This window comes from Aeromonas allosaccharophila (assembly GCF_000819685.1).
Taxonomy (GTDB): Bacteria; Pseudomonadota; Gammaproteobacteria; order Enterobacterales; family Aeromonadaceae; genus Aeromonas; species Aeromonas allosaccharophila.
The window spans coordinates 12,362-25,297 of the sequence record NZ_CDBR01000109.1; the positions used below are offsets into that span (position 1 = coordinate 12,362).

Here is a 12,936-nt window from a genome sequence, read left to right on the forward strand (position 1 = left end):
CCAGTTCAAGAATGTAAATAGGCTTTCTCAATTATTAATTCTCACCCATGTATTCTCGCGCGCGTGAGAATAACTCCATGTGAAATATATGTGATTAATATTTAAAAATATACCAACTGCCGAATCATCTATCAATTTAAACATATATAAATCCTTTGATATCCAATAGCCATTTCGGCTATTTAAATTCAAAGGAGAGATATCCATGTCTGAACTTTCATTGTTCGATGCCATTGGCGAAGGCAAAAACGCGACTCAGGATTATCTGGATACCCTGTCGCGGGCACTGCTGCGCCATCATCAACTGGTCAAAGCCATCCGCATCCACGGTCGTTATGTACCGGAATCGTTGCCAATGCCCGGTCTGCCGGTATTGGTTGCCATCTTCAGTCACACCAATACCTACACCTTGCACCAACTGCCCTCTACTCAGATAGGGCAGTTGGTGCTGTCGATTGCTCGCTTCTCCGGTCAGGCCACCCATGACCTGGACAACGGTATCTTTGAAGAGGTCTGGGAAATGGGTGACAGCAGCTTCACAACGGACAGCGCCGAGCAGGCCGTCTACTGGTTGCCGTTACCGGAGCGCTGGATCGCTCTGGATGGCACACAAGTGGTGCTGCACGATAAAGACCATCCGGTGTTCAAGTTACTCAACGTCACCGCCCGGAACGCGGGTCCGGTCCTGGATATCTGCGATGGCGTGGTCAATCTGGCGCTGGCGTCAGATTGGGATGGGGTGTGGGCCGCATGACCGAGATCAACCGCTCCTCGCTACTTTCCAAGCTCAAACACATCAAGGGCATGAAGCTGCTGGTTGAGCAGGCCGTCTTGCTCTACCTGTTGATGGCCGACGAGCAGACGCCCGTGTGGGTCAAGACCATCGTGGTCAGCGCACTCGCCTATTTGCTCTGTCCGGTCGATGCCGTACCGGACTTTATCCCCGGCGTAGGTCTCACCGATGACCTGGGGGTCATCAGCGGAGCCATTGCCTCGTTAGGCAGTCATATCCATCAAGGTCATCACAGTAAAGCGGCTGACTTCTTCAAGTAATCCCTTCAGAAGGAACACCATCATGGCAAAAGCCACACAACCGGCAGCGTCGGCTGCTCCGGTCTGGACTGTTATTAAATCCTCCAAGGCCCCGAAGATCAGCGCTCGGGCCAGTGGTTTGCTGCACTACGAGGTGGGCAAGAACGATGAGGGTCGCTACGCCCTTCGCATTACCGCCAACGACACGGGCGGCCTGTTCAGCAAGCACTGGTTATCGCTGGACGACATCCTGGCACTGTTGGATATCCTCAAGGATGCGCCATTTAAATCGGTGGCGCTCAGAGCGCTGTTTGTTCGAGGCAGTGCCAATAACCACGGTTTCCTCGCCGCCATCCTGCGGGCTGAAGAGTTGCTGGTCGCCGCCGAGCCCAACTCGCCGTTCCACCGGGTCGGCCTATCCCTCAGCGACTGGTCTAGTCAGTTGGATGAACCGGCCAATATGGATAAACAGGCTCGCAAGGGAAAAGCCAAGGGACAGAAGGAGCAAGATGCACCGGGGGATGCCACCGGTAACGAACCAGGCGATGAGCCCCCATTTCTTGAAACAGCCAACGACCAGGCCGGTTTGTCAGACAAGATGGATGAGGCCGGGGCAGAGACGGGATCCGAGACCGGCGACGCGGTAGCCGGGCAGGAGACCCATAAATGAGCAACCGTGACATAGCACTGAACTGGCAGGGGCTCCCCTTGCCGGTTTCACCCCGGCTCGCCGTATGTCTGACCGACCTGCTGAACAGGCACCATCCCACATGGTCACAAGCCCGTGCTGTCACGATGAACTTTCGTGATCCGGGTTATGGCCCGGAAACCGGTGGCTTTCATCCGGTGGAAATCCGTCTACAACGCCGAGGAAATCTATGGTCCTTGGTCTATATGACGGACTTTTCCTATGTCGGCATGGGTGACTATGCCGAATTGGCTAAGGAGGTTGATTTTGACTTCTCAAGCCAGGAAGGGCTGATTGCCTATGCGCATGTGGTGCCGTTGTCTGAGTTGGGTGAGTTCTATGAATTATGGGAGGGCAATTTCCTCACCTACCTGTCGCTGGGTGTCTACGCGATCAGGGTAGCCACTGAATGATCCCTCCCTGTTAATGCGCAAATTTCGCGGGTTCACGGGGTTGGCGTCGATTAACCCAATCTCTCCAAGGGAAAAACGCGCCCCGTTTCCTCTCGTTCGTGCGGGGCGGGTACGGGGCTCGCCGTGAATATGCGGGGCAACCCGACCAATTCATTAACTCACCCATTTTTCCGCAAATTTCGCGGGTTCACGGGGTTGAGATGGAAAAGCCTAATCACTCAAAGGGAAAAACGCGCCCCGTTTCCCCCCGTTTGTGCGGGGCGGACACGGGGCTCGGTAGCATTTTTACGGGATCGGACCGGGTAGCGACCGGGGCGGCCATCTGTTCACTCACCTTTCCCGCGTTGTCATCGTGCCGGGCCAACCAGGCCAAGGCGCGATGAGCAACGACCACTTCAATCGCCAAGCCAGAGACGGGGATTAGGCCTCCTTTCCACTGTGAAGGGGGCCTATGCCGTGTCTAACCAGCTCACATGTTGAGGAGCGAACCATGAACGAAACACCTACCCGATTTAAATTCACCAATCGACGGATTGCCGATCTGCCCCCAAACCCAGATGACGCCCGCAGTACCGAAGCGGAGTATTCAGATACCGACGTGACCGGTCTGCGCTGCCTGGTGGGCAAAGGGGAAGGCCGCCGCAAGTTCCTGCTGCGCTATCAAATACATGGGCGCAAGCGGGCCATTGCCCTGGGGCACTATCCCGCGTTGGATGTCAGCGCGGCTCGTAAGCTCGCGCTCGACTACAAACGCAAGATCGCCGAAGGCGTTGACCCGCAACAAGCCAAGGAGGACAAGCGTAATCAGAAGACCCTGAGCAATTTGTTTCAGGAGGACTATCTCCCCTATCTGCAATCACGAAATCGCAGTTGGAAGACGGATGAACATCGCTTCCGTAATCACCTACGGCCAATCTTCGGCAATCTGATACCGGAGGAGATCACCGTTACCCGCATCCAGAACATGCAACAGATGTTGCTCAAACGCCTCACCCCGGCCACCTGCAATCGCGTTTTGGCATTGCTCAAGGCCATCATGACCTGGGCAGCCCGTGCCGGACTGATCAAGGACAATCCCGCCGCCTTGGTGTCGTTGCTGCGAGAGAACAATCGGCGCGAACGCTACTTCACCCCAGATGAAATCCGTCGCCTGTTCCGGGCTGCCGATCAGCATGAGAGTTTCTATACCGGTCAGTACGTCAAGATGTTGCTGCTCACCGGTTTGCGTCGGGCCGAGCTGGCAAGGGCCAAATGGCAGCACTACAACAAGGAGGACAAGACCCTATACATTCCACACACCAAGAACGGCCATAGCCGTGTGTTGCACCTGAACCATATGGCGGTGGAGCTGTTGAACTACCTACCGGTGACAGAGGGAAACCCCTATCTGTTTCCCGGCAAGCGACAAGGGCAGCCATTGCAAAATCCCACCAAGGGTTTTCAGCGGATGCTGGCGCGAGCCGGTATAGATAAGGAGGGGGTTTGCCTGCACACCTGTCGTCATTCGGTCGCGGCGCTGATTGTCTCCAACGGCGGCACCCTGTTTGATGTGCAATCCCAGTTAGGGCACCGGAGCAGCCAGACATCGCTGCGTTATGCCCACCTGCATAACACCCGGATGCAGCAGACCAGCCAGAAAATAGCCAACTGCATCCATGATGCCCTGACCAGCTCTGTTCCATCCAAGCCGCTGCCGCTTCCCGAAGAGGGCGAGTGGGTTCAGGCCAGCTAGGTATGTCGGTATCTCATCCAGTGGTGAGATACCGATATCGCTGTTTAGCCGCCCAATGATCCGTTTTCAGCGACAGTCCCGACAAACCGCTACACAAAACCTGTCGTGGCTTATGAGCCTTCTCAACCGCTTCTCGCCGGTTGATAACAAAATCCCTCACCTGATGACAAAAGCCCATCGCCGATGATGGGTTTTGCGAAAAACTGCCTGCCAGCCAATTCGTCACGCCGTGTCGCGGCCTGTTTGGATAATCCGCGACACGGTTATTCCCCTTGCTAGATGGTATGCACGAACACGACAAGATTGCTCAGCGCCTCGGTATGCTCCTCACCCGCCTGTACAGCGGTGAGAAGCTGCACCTGAGTGATCTGGCCACCGAGTACAACGTCACCGTGCGCACCCTGCAGCGGGATTTCAATCAACGCCTCAGCTATCTACCGATAGAGCACCGCAGCCAGCAATACTGGCTGGATCCTGGGTTTCTCAATCACAAGAACGACGGAAAGGTGCGAAAGCTGGCCGAGCAGTTGGGTATCACCGACCTGTTCCCCCGTGCCAGTGAACATCGTCTGGGTCAGCTGCTGGACAGAGACACCCCAAGCCTCTTCGCCATCAAGGGATTCGATGGTCAATCAGCTGACTCACTGAGCCATCAGTTACCGGTATTAGAGCAGGCACTGACCCAGCATCTGCAATGCTGGCTCATCACCAAAGACCAGCGCAAGCAACTGTTTAGCCCCTATCAGCTTGTCAACTACAAGGGCACCTGGCACTTGGTCGGCGTCAGCGAGGGGCGGTTGCAAGCCTATCCGCTGAGCTCCATCGCGCTGGTTGAGCTATCGCAACAGACCTTCACCCGTGATGCGCTCATTGCGCGACAAATCGATACCGATCCGACGCTCTGGCGCTCCGGCATGATCGAGGTGCTACTCAAGGCCAGTGCCTCCATCGCCATCAACTTTCAGCACCGCCCGTTGCTGCCCGAGCAGGAGATTGTCAAAACCCTGGATGATGGTTCGCTGTTATTGAGCAGTCGTGTGCTCGATGCCAACCAAATTCTGCCTGTCATCAAATCCTGGATGCCGGGACTGACCGTGATCTCACCCGGTTTTATCCATGAGCAGATCGTCCGTGATTTACGCCATTTATTGACCCTGATGAGTCAGGCTCCGCCCTGATCCATTTGTGACAAAGATCCCAGTTTATACATCTGGCGACAGCGCCTGACATGCCGCGACACCACCTGTCGCCGCTGTTTCACATTGTCGTCAACCATCAAGCAGTAGCAATCCAAGGAGTGATGCATGAGTAAAATGATCCAGATGAAAGAGTCCACCGCAAAGCGCGAGGTGAAGCAGGAATACGGCCTGACCGAAACGGATGGCCAGGCTTTCTGGGATCGGGTGAACCGGGTGATCGGTGAATCCCGAGAGGAAGTCGATAATGAAGACCGCGTTCCTGCCGGATATGAAGTGTATCGATAACGTCAACGCGTACATGTTAGTTGGTCATTAGTTGACTCCTGTGAGCGATATCTGCCACGAAACGCTCGTAACGACAAAGCGGCCAGTTCTACTGGCCTCTTTTTTTTTTGGACCGTTCGACAGCACCGGCTGAGATCACACCAGTGAGCAATACTGGGGTAATCCCCGCATGCCGAGGCACCTGTATCGCGGTTTAGCGACCCAATGAGCCGTTTTGGCCGCACCGCCCTCCAAACCTCCGCAACAAGATCATCCTGGCCTTCTCGGCCTGCTAAAACGTTCCTCCCCTTGCTGCCTGCTTTTGCCACCAGATCCCATAAAAGCAAAGGGGCCAGTTCGCACTGGCCCCCTTTCATTTTTTAGAATTTTTCGACTTCCACCGATATCTCTGGCATGTCTGGTGAGGACTCAACCATCACGCACCCCGTCTCGCTCGTCGCGCGGCGGGTGAAACTCGGAGCGGGGGAGCCAGGGGCCGTTGATGAACCAGTACTGCAAGGTTGGACGAGGCTCTCAGTCCGTTCATCAAATAGCGGGCTTCTAAATTGAAATACCTTGTTCACCGAGAATACGTAATAATTGCCAGGAAGGCTGTCTATTACGATCTCTTTGACATATCGTCCGTCAGCATAGTGCACTATGTACCCGTTTTCACGAAGCCACTTCATGACCAGCTTCGGCTTGCTTGTCAACAGTTTCTGAAGCTGGGTCATTTCGACATAAAGCTTTCCGTCTTCCGTGAATCCTAATAGCTCCCGCACTTCCATGGATGGCTTGCCGATGTGGATCTTTCTTCGTTGCTCGGAGAGCGTATCCAATAACCGATAAGCCTCTCTGGTGACATCATCCATGATGCCTTCCATCGACATGAGCCACCGTCGGAAGCATACCAAAACTGCATTATCTGCATACGCCACATCAAACGGCAGAATACCTAGCTCAACGGCCAATCGCCCCGCTGCCATGACGTTTGCGAAGCAACCAGCACCACGAGCAGCAAGAGGCGGAGGGTTTTCTAATCCCGAGCGACTCATCAGCCACTCTTGGCACTCCTCACGCTTAGCAGCAAAGATAACCGCTAAATCAGCAGGGGTATCGATGTCTGGCATATTCAACAGCGCCTGAATATATGCAGGCATCGCCGTACCGTAGTACTGAGAGGTTGCAGCTTTAAGGCCATTCACCCGGCAACGAGTCAGCTCAAGGCTCTCACCCGCCAGCGCGACATCCTCCGCCATCATCTCAATATCCAGCAGTCTGACGAATATCCCCCCTTTAGTGCCCGCCTTGCTCCGCTCTAGCAGTTCCTTGAAGGATTCCTCCCCCGAAGAGGGAGCACAAACATTCGATGCCAATGGGCTCCTATTACCTGTGCCCTTCAAATTGCCAAGCACTCTCGACTGTCCACCCGTCACCGAATAGGCAAACTGAAGCGGATCGTTACTAGACAATGAGCCCAGTTCATCCAAACAAATGCCAATGCCAGTTCGTTGTTGAAACATGCCTTTGAACCCAGCAGATGTTCCGTCCCATTTCACAATCGCCGTTGCGGGGCCCGCACTTGGGTCAGATGCCACGCCTGACACACTCTGCCCCACTTGTAGAAGCGTCGTTTTGCCACAAGAGCTTGCACCATAGAAGTGAAAAATCATGGTCCCTGTATTTGATAACTTCATGAATACATTGGATAGATTTGCCATGATTGCAAAGAGCATAGTTGGTGACTCTTTGACAGGAAGCGCGACGTTCTCTTTCCACTCCAGCAACGTTCCATTCGAGTGGATAGCGTCATGCTCACCAGGCGCGGACAGCAGCTCGTGCTGAGGACCACTATAGCCCGTTTTGTAAATTGACCGACCTACCCAGACATAGCAGGGATGTTCGCTAACAAACCCCGCTTGCAGATGCTGATGGACCACGCTGATATCTTGGATACTGATGCTGGCGGACATGTATGACAGTAGCCCCTCCTCCCGTGCACCTGGGCATTCAATCCCCGCGCGGTATAGCGCAGCCCTCACTGTTTTGTAGTCCTGAATCACCCTATCGAATAATAGGTCGATGCGCTGGCATTGCTTCCGCTCATCCAGATACATGAAACGAACACCACTGATGTCTGTACTGTCAGCTTGGAGTATCGATACCGGCAGCAATGGCTTACCGAGTATCGTTTTTGGCTTGCCATGATCGCTAGCCAATTTCCCCCACGGGGACATCGCAAACCCATCAGGAATAGCTATCGAATGAACCGGTTTTTTCATCTCCGGCTCAGACCTGGAAAGCACCACGCCATCTAGGTCACACACAGTCCCATCAGAGGCAATCGAGCAACGCCCCTCGTTGTACAACCTGTATTCTGCTGAACACTGATCCAGCATAAGAAGCTCACGCCGAACAAAAGACTCATATTGAGTCTCATCGTCAGGATATGGCTGACAACATTCGTGCTGTTCGGACAATGGGCTAACAGCATCGGGGGCAATATTCGCTCGATGAGCATCACCATGGTGTGCATCAAGGTTCGTGTCCTCCACCAGTAACGGCAGCGAGTCAGGAGCGACTGCAGGGTGCGATTCTGGCGCTGATGCCTCCTGATCCGAGTCCGGTACCGAGTCTGTCGGCGGTACACCCTGACTTGCCATCCTATCAAGAGATGCTTGAGTCCCTGGACGACGGGCAAAAAGCCTCGGGGGGTTATCACTACTAGATCTGGGTCTACGCATAATTCTTTATGGGGGAGTCTCCTCCCCCATTCTCCAAAAATTGTTAACAGGTGATGCGTGGGAGGTCCCACAAGGTGTGTAATTCGTTGACGGCCTTGACCAGCGTGGTGTCGTGGAGGCGTGCGTATCGCTCAGTCATTTTCGGCGAGCTATGGCCTAGGACTTTTTGCAGTACATCCAGCGAGCAACCTTGGTTTAACAGCGATGTAGCGACGGTATGGCGGGCGTCATGCATGCGCACTCCTGATAGTCCGCAATCATTGCAGACCCGGTACCAATACCGCCGAGGTTCGGAAATCTGAGAGACACTATCCTGGCCTCTAAAGAGCAGACCGGTTGTGCCATGGCGCTGGAATTGGAGTTGAATCAACTCCAGCGCGAAATGATTAAGTGGTATGAGCCTTTCTCGACCAGACTTACTGGTGGGCAAATACGCAATCTTTCGATTGAGATTACAATCTTGAAGCTGTAGCGCTCGTGCCTCACCCAGCCTGCACCCTGTTGCAAACAGGAACAGCAGAAGCCTAGCTTTTTCATCGTCGATGTCTTTCATCAAACGATGGACCACCTTATTCACCACCTCATCAGGCAACCCCTTGGGTGGCAAAACAGCTTCATGCTTTGCCGGAATACCTGCTGCTGGCGAGGACTTGAGAATGCCACGTTCTACAGCGAAGGACATGATGGCCTTTACCTGTGCCAAGTAGCGGTTCCGCGTGGCGACAGAGCACGTTTTATTTGATTCTGTAAGAAAATCCTCGATGTCGAAACGGGTTACTCTGTTTAATGGCTTGAGCCCTAGAGCTGCCACGATCGGCTTTACCCGAGACTCGATGGTTTTATATGACCGATGAGTTGCTCGTACTGAAGGCAAGTATTTATCATGTATAAACTGTTCTACTGACAAGCTCGAAAGATAGGTTTGGTTGAATCCCACAGGATCCAGTACAAACTCCGCTTTTAGCTTTCTTGCCTGCTCACGTATCTCTTTAACGCTGACTTCGTCCGTGCTCGCAATTTTTAACCGATAACGGACTTTATTTTTGGTGAAACTAAGACAACCAACCTTGCGACCAGTGGCATAAGTAATCCACGTAAGGGAACGCTCGTATTTATCTTTGCTTTCACGCTGCTTTGAACTGCACTCCTCCAACTTGGTACTATCTACAGTTGGAGCTACAGCCTGTTCGGGCATCGCACCTCCTATCATCTAGAGCCCCCACAGTGGTGACTCATGACAAGAATGTTGGACGAAGAAAAACCGAAATGGAAGACCAGCTCCAGAGCGTAACCATCCGATAATGCCTTATAAAAACAGACTTCCCTGCACATGGTATGTTTTGTGCTTTACAAAATCCCCCTATAGCCGGAGAGTCGAAATCAGTTTTTGCCCCCCTCTAAAGAATCAGAAAATCACAACTCAATAGAGTCCAATTTTTGACAGAAAAATATTTTATTTTTTTCCGTCCCCCCCCGATGCCCTGCTCACTTTATGAGCTAAAAGACTACATTGAGCACAAGTATTTACTTCCCCTACAGCTCTTGCTGTAGGGGGTTATCACTCTTCTTCAAACGCAGATACGGAAGTTGAGCGACCGGAGGTCCTTCGGTATCGACGCACCAAACCCTGTCTGGTCAATTTCTGGTAACTTTTCAGCGCACAAAAAACATGCACGTTAGTTCATCCGTTTTTTGACAAAAAATGGACTCACTTGTTGGAGGCTCGGGATGGGTGAGAGAGCGAAAAGGTAATTCTATAAAGGGAAAAAACCTCGATAGAAGCACCTGCCGACAACCGGATCCCGGTGTGGAGTCAGGGGCTCCTTGCACACTATCTCGCCACTTGGTTCACCCTATGCAAAAACATGCCAGAAACTGGGGCTGCAAGGTTGACACCCCAGTCCAGAAAGGGTTTAATGCGCGCCGTTGCCCAGATAGCTCAGTCGGTAGAGCAGGGGATTGAAAATCCCCGTGTCGGCGGTTCGATTCCGTCTCTGGGCACCAAAATTCCTCCTTAGTTCAGTCGGTAGAACGGCGGACTGTTAATCCGTATGTCACTGGTTCAAGTCCAGTAGGAGGAGCCAAATTCGAAAAGCCCGCTCAATCGAGCGGGCTTTTTCATTTCTAGTTGCTGTTGCATGCTGCCAAAAAGAGCGTTGCGCCACAGGTTGCGCTGAACAGCAGCATTCCGGTCTGCAGCATGCTGCCAGGGCATGGCTTCTTCTCTCTTTTTCTAGCCCTGATCCACTTCGGTTTCATCACGTTCCCTTATCCATTTTGTCGGCCTGAATGGCTGCACGCCTGTGCAGGCGAGCCATCTTTGTTGAATGGCGCCATGGCGTCAATCTCCCCCGCAAAACAATTAATTCAGCGCTGTTGAACCGTGCGTTATCTGGTGATGTTTCGACCTTTAAGCCATTGTTAACATTTTGGAAAACCGGAGTGACCCCAAGGCTGGGCGGGGCTATGATGGGGTCAATGATGTTCCCATCCTGACGGAGAGATCCCCGATGAACAGCCCCTTGAGCTATGTACTGGACGGCATTCATTGCGAGCCGCACTTTTTTACCGTTCCCCTCGATCATGATGAGCCGGATGGCGACAGCATTACCCTGTTTGCCCGCACCCTCTGCCGTAAAGACAAGCTCGATGAGAAGCTGCCTTGGCTGCTGTTTCTGCAGGGGGGGCCTGGATTCGGGGCGCCGCGCCCGACGGCCAATAGTGGTTGGCTCAAGCGGGCGTTGCAGGAGTTCAGAGTGCTGCTGCTGGATCAGCGTGGCACCGGGATGTCGAGCCCCATCCACGGGCATAGTCTGGCCAACATGACGCCGGCCGAGCAGGCGGAGTATCTCAGCCATTTTCGCGCCGACAGCATAGTACAAGATGCCGAGTTCATCCGGCAGGAACTCAGCCCCAAGCATCGCTGGAGCCTGCTTGGTCAGAGCTTTGGCGGCTTCTGCTGCCTGACCTACCTCTCGCTGTTCCCCGACAGCCTGCGGGAGGTCTATATCACCGGCGGCATCGCGCCGATCGGCCGTAGTGCCGAGGAGGTTTACCGCGCCACCTATCAGCGGGTGGCTGACAAGAACCGCGCCTTCTTCGCCCGCTTCCCCCACGCTCAGGGGATTGCCAACCGGCTGGCCAACCATCTGCACCAGCACGATGTGCGACTGCCCAACGGCCAGCGTCTGACGGTAGAGCAGTTCCAGCAGCAAGGACTGGATCTCGGTGCCACGGGCGCCTTCGACGAGCTCTATTACCTGCTGGAAGAGGCTTTTATCGGCGACAAGCTGAGCCTGCCCTTTCTCTATCAGGTGCAGAGCATGCAGCCATTCAATACCAACCCGCTGTTCGCCATCCTGCACGAGGCTATCTACGCCGAAGGGGAGGTGACTCGCTGGGCGGCGGCTCGGGTCAGAGGGGAGTTCCCGGCGGTGAACTGGGTGCCTGGCAAGGATTTCGCCTTCACCGGCGAGATGGTTTACCCCTGGATGTTCGAGCAGTACCGCGAGTTGCTGCCCCTGAAAGAGGCGGCCCATCTGCTGGCCAACAAGGCGGACTGGGGGACGCTCTATGACCCGGCCCAGCTGGCCCGCAACCAGGTGCCGGTAGCCTGCGCCGTCTATGCCGAAGATATGTATGTGGAGTTTGACTACAGTCGCGAAACTCTGCGTGGCCTTGGCAACAGTCGCGCCTGGATCACTAATGAATATGAGCACAATGGTTTGCGCGCCGATGGCGAGGCGATTCTTGATCGCCTGATCGCCCTGAATCGCGACCGTTAATTGCCGTTATCGGCGACCATCGCGGGAGCTTGGACTCCCGCGATGGTTGTGATGGATGGTTGTTATGAAAGCGTGACACCCTGCACCTTGGCCCGCGTCAGCCTGACGATGAGTGGCTGACAGGCTGATTAATTCACCCCCTTCCACTGTCTCTCCCGATCCCTCACCATATACTTGCCAAACGACTCTGTATTGAGTGGCGGTCAAACCGATTGACCCGCTCATGCTCGTTACCATTAGAACGTCGCTCTGATGCTCTGTATCCCGCATATCAGATATGCCATCCCTGCATGTACCGTGATCGCGGGGAGGGGATGGTCGTGCTTTTCAATCAAGATAAGGATGTATGATGAGAAAGTCTCTGTTGGCCTGCTCCCTGCTGCTGTGCCCTGCCGTGTTTGCTGCCACCCCTCATTGGGAATATAGCGGCGAGGCGGGGCCTGCTCACTGGGCCAAGCTGACCCCGGAGTTTGGTCAGTGTGCTGGCAGCAATCAGTCGCCGGTCGATCTGAACGGGTTGGTTGAGGCCAAGCTGGCACCATTGGCGCTCCACTATCAGGCGGGTGGCAACACCGTGGTCAACAACGGTCACACCGTGCAGGTCGGTTATGCCCCGGGCAGCACCTTGCAACTCGATGGCACCACGTTTGAACTCAAGCAGTTTCATTTTCACGCCCCGAGTGAAAACCTTATCGAGGGCAAATCCTATCCGCTGGAAGGGCATCTGGTGCACGTCAGTGACAAGGGAGAGATCGCCGTGGTAGCGGTGATGTTCGAAGCTGGCAAGGCCAATCCGGCGCTGGCGGCAGCCTGGAGTGCATTACCTGCCAAGGTGGGCGAGATCCAGGCCCTCAAGGCGCAGCTTGCTGCGGAGCAACTGCTGCCCGAGAGCCGTGACTACTATCGTTTCAGCGGCTCTCTCACCACGCCTCCCTGCTCGGAAGGGGTGCGCTGGCTGGTGATGAAGCAGCCGGTCGAGGTCAGTCAGGCCCAGATCGACGCGTTCAAGGCGGTGATGCACCACCCCAACAACCGGCCGGTGCAGCCCCTCAATGGGCGCGTGGTACTGCAATAACAAA

At 54.4% G+C, this 12,936-nt stretch carries 11 protein-coding genes and 2 tRNA genes; 11 read left to right on the plus strand and 2 right to left on the minus strand.

Features of this window, described 5'->3' with window-relative positions; translation table 11 throughout:
- Window positions 1-205: 205 nt before the first annotated feature.
- The 7 genes from BN1115_RS19510 (at window position 206) to BN1115_RS19545 (ending at window position 5,349) form a co-directional block, all read left to right on the plus strand.
- Entirely contained in the window at window positions 206-754 is a 549-nt protein-coding gene (locus BN1115_RS19510; RefSeq protein ID WP_128821508.1) for a hypothetical protein, read from the plus strand.
- Window positions 751-1,053: a YkvA family protein gene (locus tag BN1115_RS19515; protein WP_050070544.1), complete on the plus strand. Its 303-nt coding sequence runs from the start codon at window positions 751-753 to the stop codon at window positions 1,051-1,053. Before BN1115_RS19510 ends, BN1115_RS19515 begins: the two co-directional genes overlap by 4 nt.
- A gap of 22 nt (window positions 1,054-1,075) precedes the next feature.
- Complete coding sequence (locus BN1115_RS22715) at window positions 1,076-1,702, plus strand: hypothetical protein (protein ID WP_050070545.1); 627 nt, start codon at window positions 1,076-1,078, stop codon at window positions 1,700-1,702.
- Window positions 1,699-2,133 (plus strand): DUF2787 family protein, encoded by a 435-nt coding sequence (locus BN1115_RS19525; protein ID WP_050070546.1) that lies wholly within the window; start codon window positions 1,699-1,701, stop codon window positions 2,131-2,133. The genes BN1115_RS22715 and BN1115_RS19525 overlap by 4 nt, the downstream gene beginning before the upstream one ends.
- Window positions 2,134-2,623: 490 nt before the next feature.
- Entirely contained in the window at window positions 2,624-3,865 is a 1,242-nt protein-coding gene (locus BN1115_RS19535) for a tyrosine-type recombinase/integrase (RefSeq protein WP_042658473.1), read from the plus strand.
- Window positions 3,866-4,149: 284 nt separating this feature from the next.
- A complete protein-coding gene (locus BN1115_RS19540) occupies window positions 4,150-5,043 on the plus strand; it encodes a helix-turn-helix transcriptional regulator (RefSeq protein WP_042658474.1) in 894 nt (297 codons plus the stop codon).
- 126 nt (window positions 5,044-5,169) lie between these two features.
- Window positions 5,170-5,349 carry a hypothetical protein gene (locus tag BN1115_RS19545; protein ID WP_029304370.1) on the plus strand — a complete coding sequence of 60 codons (180 nt, stop codon included), beginning with the start codon at window positions 5,170-5,172 and terminating at the stop codon, window positions 5,347-5,349.
- A gap of 359 nt (window positions 5,350-5,708) precedes the next feature.
- Here BN1115_RS19545 and BN1115_RS19550 read toward each other — a convergent pair whose 3' ends face one another.
- Together BN1115_RS19550 and BN1115_RS19555 are read right to left on the minus strand one after the other, a co-directional pair.
- A complete protein-coding gene (locus BN1115_RS19550; RefSeq protein ID WP_167335572.1) occupies window positions 5,709-7,610 on the minus strand; it encodes a DUF927 domain-containing protein in 1,902 nt (633 codons plus the stop codon).
- A 505-nt stretch (window positions 7,611-8,115) separates the two neighbouring features.
- Window positions 8,116-9,267 (minus strand): tyrosine-type recombinase/integrase, encoded by a 1,152-nt coding sequence (locus tag BN1115_RS19555; protein WP_042658476.1) that lies wholly within the window; start codon window positions 9,265-9,267, stop codon window positions 8,116-8,118.
- A 733-nt stretch (window positions 9,268-10,000) separates the two neighbouring features.
- Between BN1115_RS19555 and BN1115_RS19560 the strand changes: the two genes are divergently transcribed.
- The 4 genes from BN1115_RS19560 (at window position 10,001) to BN1115_RS19575 (ending at window position 12,932) form a co-directional block, all read left to right on the plus strand.
- Window positions 10,001-10,076: transfer RNA gene (locus BN1115_RS19560), tRNA-Phe, on the plus strand.
- A gap of 4 nt (window positions 10,077-10,080) precedes the next feature.
- A tRNA-Asn gene (locus tag BN1115_RS19565) sits at window positions 10,081-10,156 on the plus strand.
- 426 nt (window positions 10,157-10,582) lie between these two features.
- Window positions 10,583-11,857 (plus strand): alpha/beta fold hydrolase, encoded by a 1,275-nt coding sequence (locus BN1115_RS19570; RefSeq protein WP_042658477.1) that lies wholly within the window; start codon window positions 10,583-10,585, stop codon window positions 11,855-11,857.
- A gap of 349 nt (window positions 11,858-12,206) precedes the next feature.
- A complete protein-coding gene (locus tag BN1115_RS19575; protein ID WP_042658478.1) occupies window positions 12,207-12,932 on the plus strand; it encodes a carbonic anhydrase in 726 nt (241 codons plus the stop codon).
- Window positions 12,933-12,936 lie beyond the last annotated feature (4 nt).

Excerpts from the sequence above, each read along its gene's own strand:
- BN1115_RS19510 (WP_128821508.1), top strand. The coding sequence starts at position 206 with ATGTCTGAACTTTCATTGTTCGATGCCATTGGCGAAGGCAAAAACGCG.
- BN1115_RS19515 (WP_050070544.1), top strand. The coding sequence starts at position 751 with ATGACCGAGATCAACCGCTCCTCGCTACTTTCCAAGCTCAAACACATC.
- BN1115_RS22715 (WP_050070545.1), top strand. The coding sequence starts at position 1,076 with ATGGCAAAAGCCACACAACCGGCAGCGTCGGCTGCTCCGGTCTGGACT.
- BN1115_RS19525 (WP_050070546.1), top strand. The coding sequence starts at position 1,699 with ATGAGCAACCGTGACATAGCACTGAACTGGCAGGGGCTCCCCTTGCCG.
- BN1115_RS19535 (WP_042658473.1), top strand. The coding sequence starts at position 2,624 with ATGAACGAAACACCTACCCGATTTAAATTCACCAATCGACGGATTGCC.
- BN1115_RS19540 (WP_042658474.1), top strand. The coding sequence starts at position 4,150 with ATGCACGAACACGACAAGATTGCTCAGCGCCTCGGTATGCTCCTCACC.
- BN1115_RS19545 (WP_029304370.1), top strand. The coding sequence starts at position 5,170 with ATGAGTAAAATGATCCAGATGAAAGAGTCCACCGCAAAGCGCGAGGTG.
- BN1115_RS19550 (WP_167335572.1), bottom strand. The coding sequence starts at position 7,610 with ATGAAAAAACCGGTTCATTCGATAGCTATTCCTGATGGGTTTGCGATG.
- BN1115_RS19555 (WP_042658476.1), bottom strand. The coding sequence starts at position 9,267 with ATGCCCGAACAGGCTGTAGCTCCAACTGTAGATAGTACCAAGTTGGAG.
- BN1115_RS19570 (WP_042658477.1), top strand. The coding sequence starts at position 10,583 with ATGAACAGCCCCTTGAGCTATGTACTGGACGGCATTCATTGCGAGCCG.
- BN1115_RS19575 (WP_042658478.1), top strand. The coding sequence starts at position 12,207 with ATGAGAAAGTCTCTGTTGGCCTGCTCCCTGCTGCTGTGCCCTGCCGTG.